Origin of the sequence: Oxalicibacterium flavum (assembly GCF_014635065.1) — a bacterium.
Classification (GTDB): Bacteria; Pseudomonadota; Gammaproteobacteria; order Burkholderiales; family Burkholderiaceae_D; genus Oxalicibacterium; species Oxalicibacterium flavum.
The window spans coordinates 19644-35446 of sequence record NZ_BMCG01000001.1 but is presented as its reverse complement, the minus strand read 5'-3'; the positions used below and the strand labels follow the sequence as shown (position 1 = coordinate 35446).

The window sequence follows — 15803 nt, the reverse complement described above, 5'->3', positions numbered from 1 at the left end:
GGAAATAAATGAATCTTCATCAACTGCGCTTCGTGCGCGAGGCGGTGCGTCAGAATTTCAACCTGACCGAAGCCGCCAAGGCCCTGTTTACTTCTCAGCCCGGCGTGTCCAAGGCCATCATCGAGCTCGAGGAAGAACTAGGCATCGACATCTTCTCGCGCCACGGCAAGCGCATCCGCGGCCTGACCGAACCCGGCCGCGCGGTGCTGAAGTCGGTCGAGATCATCATGCAGGAGATCGACGGCCTGAAGCGCATCGGCAACGAGTTCGCCGCCCACGACAGCGGCAGTTTCACGATTGCAACCACTCATACCCAGGCGCGCTATTCGCTGCCGGCCGTGGTGCAGGCCTTTACCCAGAAATTTCCAAAGGTGCGGCTGTCGCTGCTGCAGGGCAATCCCAAGCAGGTCGCCGACATGGTGCTGATGGACCAGGCCGATCTAGCGATCGCGACCGAATCGATCGCCAACATCGACGGCCTTATCTCCATGCCGTGCTACCAGTGGGAGCACCAGGTGGTGGTGCCGCCCGAGCATCCGCTGCTGAAATCGCGTTCGATTACCCTCGAGGAACTGGCCGAATACCCGCTGATCACCTACGACAGCGCCTTCACCGGCCGCAACAAGATCGACCACGCCTTCAGCCTGCGCAACATCAAGCCGGACATTCTGCTCGAAGCCATCGATGCCGATGTCATCAAGACCTACGTCGAGCTTGGCATGGGCGTCGGCATCATTGCCGGCATGGCCTTCGATCCCGAGCGCGACCGCAACCTGCGCGCGATTCCCGCCGGGCACCTGTTCGGCACCAATGTCTCGCGGCTGGCACTGAAGCAGGGCGCCTACCTGCGCGGCTACGTCTTCACCTTCATCGAACTGCTGGCGCCGACGCTGAACCGCAAGCTGGTCGAACAGCTGCTGAGCGGCGAAAAGGACATGTATGAACTATAAGAAGACAGGCGCATGACGAACGCCGTATCGACCGACATGGCTGCGTACTACGCGCAGCGCGACAACTTCGACGAGGAAGACATCGAGAATCCCGAAGGGATGGCAGCGCTCGACGAGATCATGGAAAAGCTGGAGGAGAGTCTCGCCGGGCAGCGCGTGCTGGAGCTGGCCTGCGGCGACGGCTACTGGACCGACGAGCTGGCCGGCTTTGCCGACTACGTGTTGGCGACGGACATCAATCCCGGCCTGCTCGAGATTGCACGTTCGCGCGAACTGCCGCCGGAGGTCGTGGAATTCGTGGTGGCCGACGCCATGGATCCGCAGGTCGAAGGCAGTTTCAATGCGTGCTTCGCCGGTTTCTGGTGGTCGCACGTGCGGCGCCAGGATCAGGCGGACGTCATCGCGCGGCTGCGCAAGGTGATCGGCAAGGACGGTCTGCTGGTGCTGGTTGACAATTCCTGGCTCGAGGGCCGCACCGCCATCGCGCGCACCGATGCCGACGGCAACACCTGGCAGATCCATGCGGCACCCGACGGGCAGCGCTACGAGATCGTCAAGAACTACCCGACCGACAGCGCGCTGCGCAAGCGGCTCGGGCCGCTGTTGCGTGACATGCGCATCCATCGCTACGATCACTACTGGATGCTGACTGGCCGCCTGCGTTAGGCGGCGAAGGAGAAAACGATGAGATCGACCAAGGCTGCCAGCGCCGTCGAGCGTCTCAAGGAGCGCTCCGGCAACGACGATTACGTACTCGTGCGCAACGCGGACGAAACCTTCCAACTGCTCGACCGCTCGGGCGCCGAGCCGGTGCCGGTCGGCGAACGCCTGCCGCTCGACGAATTCGTCGCCTTCGTCAAGACGCTGGGGCCGCAGACCGTGCAGCGCCGTACCAAGTCCGACATCGCCTTCGAAAAACAGTTGGTGCGCAAGAAATAGCCGGCGAGGCTGCCCAGCTATATGGAAGGGAGCTACCGGCTGAAGCCGGCAATCGGCATGTGCGATAGCGCAAGATGAATAGGCCCAAGATCGGGTATCCTTGCTGCCGGGACAGCCCGACTGCCCGCGGCGATGACGAACATGGCCGGCGGCGGCAAACCGGTCGGGTTGCAGATCATTCATAAGAAGGAGTCGAAATGAGACACTTGTCACGCGGCAGCAAATTCCTGCTCGGCATGTTCGCCGCAGCCACCCTGTCGGCCAGCGCCTTTGCGCAATCGTGGCCCAATTCCACCGTCACCGTCGTCGTGCCATGGCCGCCGGGCGGCCCGTCCGACATCGCCGCGCGCCCGATCGCCAAGCGCCTGACGGAAGACCTCAAACAGCCGTTCGTGATCGACAACCGCGGCGGTGGCGGCGGCAACATCGGCAGCGCTGCCGTGGCGCGTTCCAAGCCGGACGGCAACACGCTGCTGATCACCTCGAGCGCACCGATCGTGATCAACCCGAGCCTCTACAAGAAGATGCCGTTTGACCCGAGCAAGGACCTGATCCCGATCACCAACCTGCTGCGCGTGCCGCTGGTGCTGGTCGCGCATCCGTCGGTGCCAGCCAACAATCTGAACGAATTGATCGCCTACATCAAGGAACAGAAGGGCCAGTTCTCGTACGCATCGGCCGGTTCGGGCACGCCGCAGCACATGACGGGCGAACTGTTCCGCAGCGTGACGGGCCTGGAGATGACGCACGTGCCGTATAAAGGCTCGGCTCCGGCGATCTCCGATCTGCTCGGCGGCCACGTGCCGGTCATGTTCGACAGCATGATCGCCATCATGCCGCACATCAAGAGCGGCAAGGTGAAGGTCATCGCCGTCTCCAGCGAGAAGCGCTCGGAACTGCTGCCTGACGTGCCGACCTTCGCCGAGGCCGGTCTGCCGGCAGTCGTGTCCTACGCCTGGTACGGCTTCTTCGCCCCGACCGGCACGCCCAAGCCGATCATCGACAAGATCAACGCCGAAACCCTCAAGATCATGAAGCAGCCGGAATTCCAGAAGATCCTGGCTGATACCGGTTCGGACTTCGTCGGCGACACTCCGGAGAACTTCGCCAAGTTCGTGAAGGATGAGTCGGTGAAATGGTCGAAGGTCGTCAAGGAAAGCGGCGCGACCGTCGATTGATGACGTGCATCCGAACGTCGTCCGACGTTCGGCGCCAGCAGAAAACAAAAGCCCCGCCTGAACAGGCGGGGCTTTTTGCATGGAAGAGCGGTTTGTTACTTCAGCGTCGCCACCACCGGCGCATGATCGGACGGCTGCTCCCACTTGCGCGGCACCTTGTCGATCACGCATTCGACGCAGCGCTCGGCCAGCGGCTGCGTCAGCAGGATGTGGTCGATGCGCAGGCCCATGTTGCGGCGGAACGCCATCTGGCGGTAATCCCACCAGCTGTAGAGCTTCTCCGGCTGCTCGAACATGCGAAAGGCATCCTTCATGTTCAGCGCGAGCAGATCGCGGAAGGCGTTGCGCTCGGGTTCGGAGACGTGCGTCTGGCCTTCCCATGCGGCCGGATCGCAGACGTCGCGGTCTTCCGGCGCAATGTTGTAGTCGCCCATCAGAGCCAGCTGCGGATGCGTCGCGCACTCGTCCTTCAGCCAGTCGTGCAGCGCCTTCAGCCATTGCATCTTGTAGGTGAACTTGTCGGAATCCAGCGACTGTCCGTTCGGAATATAGACGCAGACCACGCGCACGCCGGCCGTGGTGGCGGCGATGATGCGCTGGTGATCGTCCGGGAACAGCGGGTTGTTCTTGACCACGTCCGTGATCGGATGGCGTGACAGGATGGCGACGCCGTTATAGGTCTTCTGCCCGGAAAAGACGACGTGATAGCCGGCGGCCTGGATGTCGGCAAGCGGAAACTTTTCGTCGATGGTCTTCAGTTCCTGCAGGCACAGCACATCGACCGGATTCTCTTCCAGCCATTTGAGGACATGGGGCAGGCGAACCTTGAGGGAGTTGACGTTCCAGGTGGCGAGTTTCATTTTCCAGTCGGTTGTTTGATCATGGAGGCCGTCATTGTAGCCTCTGGCGCATAGGTGTGCGGGGCCCTTTGGATATGCTACATCTCGATTTGACACGGCCATCATGAAACAGCAACGCAACATGTGCGAGCTTGATGTGAGCAGTGCTCCGACTCAGTCCAAGCATGCCACGTAGTCTGAGAAGATCTTCTGCCGTGCGTCACGACCGCGATCAGGCCGACCACGCCTTCGAACAGTTCCTGCTGCTTCTGCGGGAATTCGGTGGCCAGAGCAACTGCAGCCCGGTGCCGAAGAACAGCGACAGCGCGGCGGCCAGTAGCACACCGACCCAGACGGCTGGCATCAGGGCGCCGCAGCCAGTCTGCTGGTGATGCCGACGATGAAGGCGGCTTCGATGCCCTCGCGCAGCATGATCAGAAAAGGGATGAGCATGAAAAACTCTTTAGCGGAAGTTCCGGGATGAAAGCCGGTGTGCACCGAAATGCAGCGGAAAAGAAGAAATTGGGAGACTGCAAGGAGAGTGCCTAAAAAACAAATGATAATCAATATCATTATTATTATGGATTGTTGCAGCGTATCGGCGGGGCAGAAAAGCCGGCTCGAGGCGGCGAGGAGCGCCTTGCCCAAAGCAGAGGCATGCCGTAGAATCTTTGCACCATTTTCGTCTCGCGTGATTGGCGAATCGGGGCGATCTTCGTGCATCTTGTGCTGATCGTTCCCCAAGGTGGGCATATCCACCGTGAAGCGCGAGATTTCATTGCCGTGCGCCTGGGTAGCCCGAATGGAAAGCAAGGTTGAGGCTGCCCGCTTGTTTCGTCACTGGCGTCTTTTCCTTCCGGTTTTTGCAGTTGCGGTATCGGCAGCCAGCACATGGCGCCGATGGACGGGCGATGCATAGGCGTCCGTCATCATTTTTTGAACGATTGGAGTGATTCATGTTTTCGAAAGACCAGACCCTTGCCAAGACCGATCCCGATCTGTGGGCGGCGATCCAGAAGGAAAATGTGCGCCAGCAGGAACACATCGAACTGATCGCTTCGGAGAATTACACCTCGCCGGCAGTCATGGAAGCGCAGGGTTCGCAGCTGACCAACAAATATGCCGAAGGCTATCCGGGCAAGCGCTACTACGGCGGCGGCGAATATGTCGATATCGTCGAGCAGCTCGCGATCGATCGCGTGAAGAAACTCTATGGTGCGGAAGCGGCCAACGTGCAGCCGAACTCGGGTTCGCAGGCCAACCAGGGCGTGTTCCTCGCGGTGCTCAAGCCGGGCGACACCATCATGGGCATGTCGCTGGCAGAAGGCGGCCACCTGACGCACGGCATGGCGCTCAACATGTCCGGCAAATGGTTCAACGTCGTGTCCTACGGTCTGAACGAGAAGGAAGAACTCGACTACGAGGCGATGGAACGCCTGGCGCGCGAACACAAGCCCAAGCTGATCATTGCCGGTGCCTCGGCCTATGCCTTGCGCATCGACTTCGAACGTTTCGCCAAGGTCGCCAAGGAAATCGGCGCCTATTTCATGGTCGATATGGCGCACTACGCGGGCCTGATCGCTGCCGGCGAATATCCGAACCCGGTGCCGCATGCCGACTTCGTCACCTCGACCACGCACAAGTCGCTGCGCGGTCCGCGCGGCGGCTTCATCCTGATGAAGGCCGAGCACGAGAAGATCATCAACTCGGCAATTTTCCCCGGCCTGCAGGGCGGCCCGCTGATGCATGTGATCGCCGGCAAGGCGACCGCATTCAACGAGGCGCTGCAGCCGGAGTTCAAGACCTATCAGCAGCAGGTCGTGAAGAATGCCGACGCGCTGGCGAAGGCGCTGATCGCGCGCGGCCTGCGCATCGTCTCGAACCGCACGCAGTCGCACCTGATGCTGGTCGATCTGCGCGCCAAGAACATCACCGGCAAGGATGCCGAAGCCATCCTCGGTTCGGCGCACATCACCTGCAACAAGAATGCGATTCCGAACGATCCGGAAAAACCGTTCGTCACCTCCGGCATCCGCCTCGGCAGCCCGGCGATGACCACGCGCGGCTTCAAGGAAGAAGAGGCGACCAAGGTCGGCAACCTGATCGCCGACGTACTCGACAATCCGCACGACGCCGCCACCATCGAGCGCGTCAAGGCCGAGGTCAGGAAGCTGACCCAGGCATTCCCGGTCTATGGTTGAGTGAGGCAGGCGGTGCGGGCGGCGTGCGATGCCGCTTCGCGCTTGCGGTAGCAGAGATGCCGAATGGCCTTGTCCGTGCTTTCGGACAGGGCCATTTCGGTAACAAGCAAAGTGTGCCTTGCGGCTATGCGGCAAGGCTGGTTCAGACGTGACGATGTTCGGATGCAGCGCAGATGAGATGTCCTTTTTGCCAGCATGAAGATACCCAGGTCCTCGATACGCGCGTATCGGAGGAAGGCGACAGCGTGCGCCGCCGCCGCCGCTGCGTGGCGTGCGACAAGCGATTTACCACCTACGAGCGCGTCGAACTGGCGATGCCGGTGGTGGTGAAGAAGAACGGCAGCCGTACCGAGTTCGATCCGAAGAAGCTGCAGGGCAGCCTGCAGCTCGCCTTGCGCAAGCGGCCGGTGTCGGCCGAAGCAGTGGACGCCGCCATCCATCGCATCGAGCAGCAGTTGCTGTCGAGCGGCAAGCGCGAGGTGGTATCGGAGCAGATCGGCGAGCTGGTGATGAACGAGCTGCAGAAGCTCGACAAGATCGCCTACATCCGTTTTGCCTCGGTTTACAAGAGCTTCGAGGATGTCGCCGAATTCCAGGATGCGATCGCCGAGATCGGGCGCGAGCGCAAGGGCGGCAAACCGCGTAGTTGAGATGGAAATTCACAAGAGAACGGCATGCCTAGGCATGCCGTTTTTCATTGCGGGGATATCAAGTAGGAATTCTCGTCGCTTCTGCCTGGGCGGGAGCGACGTCGTTGATTTGTGTGGCAGCGCAATCATTGCGGCGCGCGTTTTTTCTTTGGCATCAGCGCCTGCATGTCTTCCGCATGCCACAGCGAGGCCTGCAGCGCCTTGCGGTCGTTCTCCACCGCCTTGCCGCGCACGCGACTCAGCATGCGCGCGGCGTCGAACGGTGCGTTGACCTTCATGTCGTTGTCCATGTAGCAGAACACGTCGCGCGGGCGGTGCTTCTTCAGCGGTGCGCCGATGCGCTGTGCATCGCGCGGCTCCTTTCCCTTTTCCCAGGTACGGATGCGATCGGCCCAGCGGTCGAGCAGGATGTCGGCGTATTCGCCGTCGTACAGCGTTTCCGCGCCGTGCAGGCGCAGATAGACGAAGTCCGAGGTCACGTCTTCCACATACGGCCACGCGCCCGGAGAGTCGGAGGCGACCAGAGCCGCATCGTAGTGGCGCAGCATGTCGGCAAAGGCCGGTGTGCAGAAGCTGGGATGACGGATTTCGATGGCGTGACGCAGCGGCCGTTCGCGGTCGATCTGCAGACAGGGTTGGCGCACGTGGTGGTCGTGCCTGCGCGCGAATGCGGCCGCAGCGCCGGTATCGTGCGGCAGGCTGTGCAGGAAGCGCTCGAAGGTTTCCTCGTCGAACCGCAGGCTGGGCGGGAATTGCCACAGGATGGGCCCGAGCTTGGCCTGCAGGTTGAACAGACCGGAGGCGAGAAAGTTGGCGATTGCCGTTTCGCAGGCATCGCCGCGCAGGCGCAGGATGTGCGTGATGTAGCGCGGCGCCTTGACGCTGAAGAGAAAGCCGTCGGGCGTCGCATCGTGCCAGGCGCGGTAGCTCTGCGGCGTCTGGAGCGCGTAGTGCGAACCGTTGATCTCGATGGTCGAGAGTGCGCGCGAGGCGAAGGCAAGTTCGCGTGCCTGCGGTAGTCCCGGCGGATAGAAATTTCCTCGCCAGCCGGCATAACGCCATCCCGATATTCCGATCCGAACTGTCATCACGGTCTCCTCACGTTGTCTTCACGGCAGCGTCGATAGGATTGGAATAACGAACAGGCAACATCGTTCACCATCGATTGATTGCCGTTCGGCAAGCTCGCCTCCGTCGCAATCTGCGATTACAAATCGTCCCTTTAAAAATCCGAAAAGCCTGCTATATTGCTGCCTAAGCAGTTATTAATAATTGAAATATTGATGAGGCAGCCAATGAGCGATCTCAAGAAACTTTTTCCATCCGGCAGCTGGTGCGTGGAAGAAAGCGTCGGCTACCTGCTGGCGCGCGCACGTACCAAGCTGGCCAAGGCGGTCGATATCGAACTGGCGCAGCTCGGCATCACGCATGCGCAGGGCAGCCTGGTGATGATGCTGTCAACCGGGCGCTATGCGACGGCGGCCGATCTGGTGCGCGACCTGTACATCGATTCGGCCTCCATGACGCGCATGATTGACCGCCTCGAAAAGCGCGGCCTGATCGTGCGCACGCCGAGCGCGTCGGACCGCCGCGTCATCAACCTGTCGCTGAGCGAGGCAGGCGCCGCGCTGGCCGAACAGTTGCAGCCGCTGTATGGCGAAATCCTGAATCGCCACTTCGCTGACTTCAGCAAGGAAGAGGTCGATACCCTGAAGGGTTTGCTGCGCAAGCTGCTCGATACCGAAGTGCCGGCCGCCGGCAAGGATGCATCATGAGAGGCCTCGCATCGATGCGCACCGTGCTGACGGCAAGCTGTGCCGCCGTCCTGCTGTCTTCGTGCGCAAGCTACCAGGGCATAGAACCGACGGCCGCATTGCAGCCGGTCGAGCAATACGAAACCGGCCGCTCGCTGCCGGCCGAACACGGCCAGTGGCCCGATGCTTCATGGGCCGCGAGTATCGGTGGCGCGCCGCTGCAGGTGCTGGTTGACGAGGCGCTGGCCGGCAATCCGAACCTGCAGGTCGCCGCCGCACGCGTAGCGGCAGCCCGGGCCGTGGCCGAAGTCGCCGGTGCCAATCGCGAGATCAAGGGCAGTGCCGCATTCCAGGGCACCTACCAGCGTTATACCGAAAACGGCCTGGTGCCGGCGCCGCTGGCCGGCACCTACGAGTCCGACAACAGCCTGACGCTGAATTTCTCATACGACCTCGATTTCTGGGGACGGCACGCAGCCGAGTACCGCAGCGCGCTGTCGCAGGACAAGGCGGCACAGGCCGAGCAATACAACGCGCGCCTGATGATCTCGACCGCAGTGGCGCGCGCCTGGGTGCAGCTGGCGCGCGAACATGCGTTGCGCGACCTGAACCAGCAGCAGCTGGACGTGGCCGTCAAGCTGCAGCATCTGATGCAGTTGCGTCTGCGCGCGGGACTCGATGACGAATCGAACCTGCAGCAGGTCGAGCAGGCGCTGGCATTCCTGCGCGCGCAGCAGTCGTCGCTGGACGAAGGGATAGCTCTGACGCGCAACCAGCTGGCGGCGCTGCTGGGCAAGGGGCCGGACCGCGGCCGCGACATCGCGCGCCCGCAATTGCCGGGAGAATCGGCGGTGGCGCTGCCCGACGAACTGCCGCTCGTCTTGCTCGGCCGCCGGCCCGATCTGGTGGCGGCACGCTGGCGCGTCGAAGCGGCACAGGGCGGCATCGACGCCGGCAAGGCTGCCTTCTATCCGAACATCAACCTGACGGCCTTCGCCGGTTTTTCCAGCCTGGGTTTGAGCAATCTGCTGGAGAGCGGCAGCCGTATCGCCGGCATCGGTCCGGCGATCACGCTGCCGATACTTTCCAGCGGCACGCTGCGCGGCAGCCTCAAGCAGCAGGTCGCCAACTACGACGCGCTGGTCGCAACCTACAACCAGGCACTGACCGAGGCCTTGCGCGACGTCGCCGATCAGGTGCAGTCGCTGCGCGCGGCCCAGCAGCAGAGCATGCAGCAGCACGCAGGCACGCAGGCCGCCGCGGCCAGCCTGAAGCTGGCACAGGAACGTGAACGCGTCGGCACCACCAACATGCTGCCGGTGCTGCTGTCGCAACTGGGCCTGCTCGCGCAGCAGCGCAATGAACTCGATTCGCTGGCGCGCCGCAGCGATCTGCGCATCGCGCTGATCAAGGCGCTCGGCGGCGGCTTCGAGGCGCAGGCACTGGGCCTGAACCGCGACATTGCGCCGGCTTCCACAGATTCCACTTTGGTGAAAAACGCATCATGAACACGACAACAAGCAACAACGCGCCGGAATCGGCCGACGTTCCCGACACCGCTGCCAACAACGGCCAGCGCAAGCGCCGCCTGATCGCGGTCACCGTCGTCATCCTTCTGCTGCTGATCGGCTACGGCATCTGGTGGGCGATCTATGCCCGTCATTTCGAGGACACCGACGACGCCTACGTCGCCGGCAACGTGGTGCAGGTCACGCCGCAGGTCGGCGGCACGGTGGTGGCGATCCATGCCGACGACACCGAACTGGTGCAGGCCGGTCAGCCGCTGATCGAACTCGACCGCGCCGATGCGCAGGTCGCGCTGGAGCAGGCCGAGGCGCAACTGGCGCAGACCGTGCGCGAGGTGCGCACGCTGTTCGTCAACAACAGCGCCCTCAACGCGAACGTGACGGCACGCATGGCCGAACTGGCACGCGCCCGTGCCGACTTCGCGCGCCGCCAGGAGCTCAACGGCACCGGCGCGGTGTCCAAGGAAGAACTCGAGCATGCGCGCATCGCCCTGCAGTCGGCCGAGTCCGCGCTGCAGGCCACGCGCGAGCAGCTGGCATCCAACCAGGCATTGACCGAGAACACCTCGATCGAGAAGCATCCGAACGTGCAGCGCGCGGCGGCGCAGGTGCAGGCTGCCTACCTGGCGCTGGCGCGCACCACGCTGCCGGCGCCGGTGACCGGCTACGTGGCGCGGCGCGCGGTGCAGATCGGCCAGCGCGTGGCGCCCGGCGCGCCGCTGCTGTCGGTGGTGCCGCTGCACGCGGTGTGGGTGGACGCCAACTTCAAGGAAGTACAGGTTGCGCGCATGCGCGTCGGCCAGCCGGTCGAACTGCATTCCGATCTGTACGGCAGCGGCGTGAAGTACCACGGCAAGGTGGTCGGCCTGTCGGCCGGCACCGGCGCGGCGTTCGCGCTGCTGCCGACGCAGAACGCGAGCGGCAACTGGATCAAGGTGGTGCAGCGCATTCCGGTGCGCATCGAGCTCGACGCCAAGGAGCTGGAAGACCATCCGCTGCGCGTCGGCCTCTCGATGCAGGTCGAGGTCGATATCGCCAATGACGCCGGCACCTCGCTGACCGCCGGCGCGCCGGCGAGAAGCGCGCCGGCCTACCAGACCGCCGTATTCGACAAGGCCGGTCATGAAGCCGAGGCACGCGTGGCCGAGATCATCGCAAGCAATCTGCAGGGCGCCAACCGCCGCCGCTGATCATGAGCGCTCCCTCGCAAACCGCGCTGCCGCCGCTGTCCGGCACGCCGCTCGTGATCGGCACGCTGGCGCTGTCGCTGGCAGTGTTCATGAACGTGCTGGATTCGTCGATCGCCAACGTCTCGATCCCGGCGATCTCTGGCGATCTCGGCGTGTCGCCGCAGCAGGGTACCTGGGTCATCACCTCGTTCGCGGTGTCGAACGCGATCTCGGTGCCGCTGACGGGCTGGCTCACGCAGCGCTTCGGCCAGGTGCGCCTGTTCATTACATCCATCATTCTGTTCGTGATCGCGTCCGCGCTGTGCGGGCTGGCACCGAGCATCGAGATCCTGATCGCCGCACGCATCATCCAGGGCGCGGTCGCGGGGCCGATGATTCCGCTCTCGCAGTCGCTGATCCTGTCGAGCTATCCGCCGGAGAAAAGCGGCATGGCGCTCGCATTCTGGGGCATGACCACGCTGGTGGCGCCCATCATGGGACCGCTGCTTGGCGGCTGGATTTCCGACAACTACACGTGGCCGTGGATCTTCTACATCAACATCCCGATCGGCTTGTTCGCGGCCTGGGCCACGCTGTCGATCTACCGCACGCGCGAGTCGGCGACCCGCAAGCTGCCGATCGACAAGATCGGTCTCGCGCTGTTGATCGTGTGGGTCGGCGCCCTGCAGCTGATGCTGGACAAGGGCAAGGAACTCGACTGGTTCCACTCGGGCGAGATCATTGCATTGAGCGCGGTGGCGGTGGTCGCCTTTGTCTATTTCCTGATCTGGGAGAGTGGCGAGAAGCATCCGATCGTCGATCTGTCGCTGTTCAAGGGGCGCAACTTCAGCGCCGGCGTGGTCGCGATCTCGGTCGCCTACGGCCTGTTCTTCGGCAGCCTCGTGATCCTGCCGCTGTGGCTGCAGACCGAGCTGTCCTATACCGCGACCGAGGCCGGCAAGGTGATGGCGCCGGTCGGCATCCTGGCGATCCTGATGTCGCCGCTGGTCGGCAAGATCCTGCCCAAGGTCGATGCGCGCTGGGTTGCGACGGCCGCCTTCCTGATCTTTGCGCTGGTGTTCCACATGCGCGCTCAGTTCAACGAGAACGTCGATTTCTACACGCTGATGGTGCCGACCGTGATCCAGGGCGCGGCGATGGCGATGTTCTTCATTCCGCTGACGTCGATCATCCTGTCGGGTCTGTCGCCTGACAGGATTCCTGCGGCCGCCGGCCTGTCGAACTTCGTGCGCATCATGTGCGGCGGCATCGGTACCTCAGTCATGTCCACCATGTGGGACAACCGATCCATCCTGCATCACGCGCAGCTGGCCGAGCACACCGGGCTGCACAATCCTGCCTTCGCGCAGGCGGTCGAGAAGCTGATGGCGCAGGGCATGTCGGAACAGGCGGCGTGGGCCGTCATCGATCGCGGCATGTCGGTGCAGGCCGGTACGCTGGGCGCGACCGACATGTTCTGGATGTCGTCCATCCTTTTCCTGATCCTGATCGCCTTCATCTGGATGACCAAGCGCAGCAAGTCGGGCACGCCGGCGGATGCGGGCGGCGCGCACTGATGCGATTGACCGCGCCACGGTGCGGTGGTCTATCATGCGGGGTTTGCGGTTGCTGACCGCGGCCCCGCATTTCGTTCGACCAACCAATGTCCGTCAACCAACATTCCCTGTCCCTCGCGCTGTTCTGCAAGGTCGTCGATAACTACGGCGACATCGGCATCTGCTGGCGCCTGGCGCGGCAGCTGCATCACGAGCACGGCGTGGCCGTCACGCTGTGGGTCGATGACCTGCGCATCTTCCATCGGATCTGCCCCGAGGTTGCCATCGATGCCGACGTGCAGCGCGTCGCCGGCGTGACCGTGCGGCACTGGCACGATCAGGAAGGCGCGTTCGCACCGGACGAAGTGGCCGACATCGTCATCGAGTTCTTCGGCTGCGACATTCCGCCCGGCTACATCGAGGCGATGGCGCAATGCGAACCGCGCCCGGTCTGGCTCAACTTCGAGGGCCTGACGGCGGAGGAGTGGGTCGAAGGCTGCCATACGCTGCCGTCCATGCATCCGCGCCTGCCCTTGACCAAGCATTTCTTCTTTCCCGGCTTTACCGCGAAGACCGGTGGCCTGCTGCGCGAAGCGGCGCTGGAGGCGCAGCGCGACGCGTTTCAGGCGGACGATGCGGCGCAGGCGGATTTCCTGTCGCGGTTCGGCTTGACGCCGGAGCAGATCGCGTCGTTCAAGGTATCGCTGTTCTGCTATGCGCATGCGCCGGTGGAGGAACTGTTTGCGGCCTGGCAGCAGGGGACGCAGGCGATCACCTGCCTAGTGCCGGAGGGCGTGGCGGCGCAGGCCGTGCAGGATTTTGTGCAGGGGCCGGCGGCAGCCGGCGCGGTTGCCACGCGCGGTGCCTTGACCCTGCGCGTGCTGCCCTTCGTCGCGCAGCCCGATTACGACCGTTTGCTGTGGGCCTGCGATTTCAACTTCGTGCGCGGCGAGGATTCCTTCGTGCGCGCGCAATGGGCCAGGCGCCCCTTTGTTTGGCACATCTATCCGCAGGACGAGAACCTGCACCACAAGAAGCTGCGCGCCTTCCTGCAGCGTTATGCGAATGGCATCGACGCGCTGGCGGCGTTCTCGCTGTTCTGGAACGCTGCTGGTGATGGTGCGGGCAGTGCGCGGCAAGGATGGCCGGCGCTGCAATCGATGCTGCCGACGATTGCCGAACGGGCAAAGGAATGGCAGGCGCAGATGGCAGAAAACGGCGATCTGGCGAGCAATCTGTTGCGCTTTGCCCGCAGTATCCGGTCGGAGAACGGCAAAAAACCGGTATAATGCGCGGTTAGTCCGTAACCGCTCGTAACCGCTTTTCGATCAGTCGTGTTGACCGAGGGGCCGGCAGACGATGTTCATGCAACCCTCCTTTTAACGATACCTCCCTATGAAATTCGCAAAAGAAATCCGCGTCGGCAACATCATCATGGTCGATGCCAAGCCTTTCATCGTGTTGCGTTCCGACGTCAACGGTTCGAGCCGCACCGGTTTCACCTACAAGTGGAAGATGAAGAATCTTCTGACCAACGCGCCGCTCGAAAACGTGTTCCGCGGCGACGACAAGTTCGACGTGGTCGTGCTCGACAAGAAGCCGGTCACCTATTCGTACTTCGCCGATCCGCTGTTCGTCTTCATGGACGAGGAATACAACCAGTACGAGATCGAAGAGGAAAACCTCGGCGACGCGATCCACTACCTGAAGGACGGCATGGAATGCGAAGCCGTGTTTTATGACGGCAAGGCCATCTCGGTCGAACTGCCGACCACCATCGCGCGCCAGGTCGTCTATTCGGAACCGGCCGTCAAGGGCAACACCTCGGGCAACGTGCTGAAGGAAGCCAAGATCGAGAACGCGATCGAAGCCAACCAGCACATCGTGCAGGTCCCGCTGTTCGTCGACCAGGGCGACGTTATCGAGATCGATACCCGCACCAACGAATACAAGAAAATTGTTCGCAACTGATCCGGTTGCCGAAACAAGAAACGCTGCCAGATGGCAGCGTTTTTTTTTCTGAATGCTCTCGGCGGTAAGACGACTGGTCCTAGCGCGCCTTTTCGATGCGCTCTATGCGTTCCTGCGTCGAGGGATGGCTGGAGAACCAGGAACCGGAGGGATCGTCACCGACGGCCTTCTGCAGCTTGTCGAAGCCGTGCGCCATTTCTGCAAGCGGAATGCCGTTGGCCTTCAGCATCGCCATCGCATAGTCGTCGGCTTCGCGTTCGGCATCGCGCGAATAATGCATGTCCAGCATCACGGTTGGGATGTTGGCGACCACCGCCGAGGCATCGCCGAAGATCAGCGTGACGACCGCGCCGACCGCCGAACTTTGGATGATGCGCCGCATCAGATGGCGCTCGTGCAGATGGCCGAGTTCGTGCGCGAGCACGGCAATCACCTGCTCGTCATTATCCATGAGCTGAACGAGTTCATCCGTCATCACGATCTCGCCGGAGGGCAGGGCAAATGCATTGGGCCCGATTCTGCTCTTGCGATAGACGATGGTGTAGGCGGGCGTGCCGCTCATGGGCGGTGTCATGCTGGCGAAACGTTCGCTCAGGGCGGCTTGCCTTGCCGGCGGCAGTTCGCTTGGCGCCAGGATGCGCTTGTCGAGAAAATCCAGCAGGCCGGTGCTGACCGAACGTTCGATCCGGTCCGGCATGATCTTGGCAATGATTTCCGCCGCCAGCGGCAAGCCGTACAGGTAACCTGCAACCAGCAGAAAGGCCGTCAGTGCCAGCGCCATCAGCGCGCCGCGCCAGCTTTGCTGCGCGCGCACCACGCTGGAATCGGCAAAACCGGTCTCCTCCAGCATGGCCTCGAAGGCCGGCACATCCTGGATTTCGAGATAGGCGTCGTCCGGGAACGTCACCTTGCGCCCCGCGTGCCGCGTGCGTTCCGACACGCGCAGCTCACTCAGTGCGCAGCTGCGTTCGGCTTCGCCGCGAATGAACGCCGTGCCGTCGCTTACATCGAGCGTGACGCGATGCGCGCGCGAGGTTTTGCCATCGTAGTAAAGCGCCGGAATGCTCATG

At 62.7% G+C, this 15803-nt stretch carries 16 protein-coding genes and 1 riboswitch; of the genes, 12 read left to right on the top strand and 4 right to left on the bottom strand.

Annotated features, from left to right (window positions below; genetic code table 11):
• The first annotated feature begins 8 nt into the window (after nt 1–8).
• From IEV38_RS00175 to IEV38_RS00160, 4 genes are all read left to right on the top strand, one after another.
• Nucleotides 9–950 (top strand): CysB family HTH-type transcriptional regulator, encoded by a 942-nt coding sequence (locus IEV38_RS00175; RefSeq protein WP_188394161.1) that lies wholly within the window; start codon nt 9–11, stop codon nt 948–950.
• 12 nt (nt 951–962) lie between these two features.
• Complete coding sequence (locus tag IEV38_RS00170; RefSeq protein WP_188394160.1) at nt 963–1616, top strand: class I SAM-dependent methyltransferase; 654 nt, start codon at nt 963–965, stop codon at nt 1614–1616.
• Between the two features lie 18 nt (nt 1617–1634).
• Nucleotides 1635–1889, top strand: coding sequence for a hypothetical protein (locus IEV38_RS00165; protein WP_188394159.1), 255 nt, complete (start codon nt 1635–1637; stop codon nt 1887–1889).
• Between the two features lie 197 nt (nt 1890–2086).
• Entirely contained in the window at nt 2087–3067 is a 981-nt protein-coding gene (locus IEV38_RS00160; protein ID WP_188394158.1) for a Bug family tripartite tricarboxylate transporter substrate binding protein, read from the top strand.
• Nucleotides 3068–3162: 95 nt separating this feature from the next.
• On the opposite strand, the gene xth is transcribed toward IEV38_RS00160, so the two are convergent.
• The gene (gene xth, locus IEV38_RS00155; protein WP_188394157.1) at nt 3163–3927 is read right to left on the bottom strand and encodes an exodeoxyribonuclease III; all 765 of its coding nucleotides are present in this window, start codon (nt 3925–3927) and stop codon (nt 3163–3165) included.
• A gap of 211 nt (nt 3928–4138) precedes the next feature.
• Nucleotides 4139–4270 (bottom strand): hypothetical protein, encoded by a 132-nt coding sequence (locus tag IEV38_RS15325; RefSeq protein WP_268234692.1) that lies wholly within the window; start codon nt 4268–4270, stop codon nt 4139–4141.
• 317 nt (nt 4271–4587) lie between these two features.
• Nucleotides 4588–4708, top strand: a riboswitch (ZMP/ZTP riboswitch).
• A 154-nt stretch (nt 4709–4862) separates the two neighbouring features.
• On the opposite strand from IEV38_RS15325, the gene glyA reads away from it, so the two are divergent.
• Together glyA and nrdR are read left to right on the top strand one after the other, a co-directional pair.
• Nucleotides 4863–6107 carry a serine hydroxymethyltransferase gene (gene glyA / locus IEV38_RS00145; protein ID WP_188394156.1) on the top strand — a complete coding sequence of 415 codons (1245 nt, stop codon included), beginning with the start codon at nt 4863–4865 and terminating at the stop codon, nt 6105–6107.
• Nucleotides 6108–6280: 173 nt separating this feature from the next.
• On the top strand, nt 6281–6757 hold the full coding sequence (gene nrdR, locus IEV38_RS00140; RefSeq protein WP_188394155.1) for a transcriptional regulator NrdR: 477 nt from the start codon (nt 6281–6283) through the stop codon (nt 6755–6757).
• 125 nt (nt 6758–6882) lie between these two features.
• Here nrdR and IEV38_RS00135 read toward each other — a convergent pair whose 3' ends face one another.
• Complete coding sequence (locus IEV38_RS00135; RefSeq protein WP_188394154.1) at nt 6883–7845, bottom strand: DUF72 domain-containing protein; 963 nt, start codon at nt 7843–7845, stop codon at nt 6883–6885.
• A 207-nt stretch (nt 7846–8052) separates the two neighbouring features.
• Between IEV38_RS00135 and IEV38_RS00130 the strand changes: the two genes are divergently transcribed.
• From IEV38_RS00130 to IEV38_RS00105, 6 genes are all read left to right on the top strand, one after another.
• Complete coding sequence (locus IEV38_RS00130) at nt 8053–8532, top strand: MarR family winged helix-turn-helix transcriptional regulator (protein ID WP_188394153.1); 480 nt, start codon at nt 8053–8055, stop codon at nt 8530–8532.
• Nucleotides 8529–10019, top strand: a complete 1491-nt coding sequence (locus IEV38_RS00125; protein WP_188394152.1) for an efflux transporter outer membrane subunit — start codon at nt 8529–8531, stop codon at nt 10017–10019. The genes IEV38_RS00130 and IEV38_RS00125 overlap by 4 nt, the downstream gene beginning before the upstream one ends.
• Nucleotides 10016–11227 carry an HlyD family secretion protein gene (locus tag IEV38_RS00120; RefSeq protein WP_188394151.1) on the top strand — a complete coding sequence of 404 codons (1212 nt, stop codon included), beginning with the start codon at nt 10016–10018 and terminating at the stop codon, nt 11225–11227. The genes IEV38_RS00125 and IEV38_RS00120 overlap by 4 nt, the downstream gene beginning before the upstream one ends.
• Nucleotides 11228–11229: 2 nt before the next feature.
• On the top strand, nt 11230–12783 hold the full coding sequence (locus tag IEV38_RS00115) for a DHA2 family efflux MFS transporter permease subunit (protein WP_188394150.1): 1554 nt from the start codon (nt 11230–11232) through the stop codon (nt 12781–12783).
• A gap of 86 nt (nt 12784–12869) precedes the next feature.
• Nucleotides 12870–14051, top strand: coding sequence for an elongation factor P maturation arginine rhamnosyltransferase EarP (gene earP, locus IEV38_RS00110; protein ID WP_188394149.1), 1182 nt, complete (start codon nt 12870–12872; stop codon nt 14049–14051).
• 106 nt (nt 14052–14157) lie between these two features.
• Nucleotides 14158–14733 (top strand): elongation factor P, encoded by a 576-nt coding sequence (locus IEV38_RS00105; RefSeq protein ID WP_188394148.1) that lies wholly within the window; start codon nt 14158–14160, stop codon nt 14731–14733.
• A gap of 79 nt (nt 14734–14812) precedes the next feature.
• On the opposite strand, the gene IEV38_RS00100 is transcribed toward IEV38_RS00105, so the two are convergent.
• On the bottom strand, nt 14813–15802 hold the full coding sequence (locus IEV38_RS00100; RefSeq protein WP_188394147.1) for a M48 family metallopeptidase: 990 nt from the start codon (nt 15800–15802) through the stop codon (nt 14813–14815).
• Between the last annotated feature and the right edge of the window lies 1 nt (nt 15803).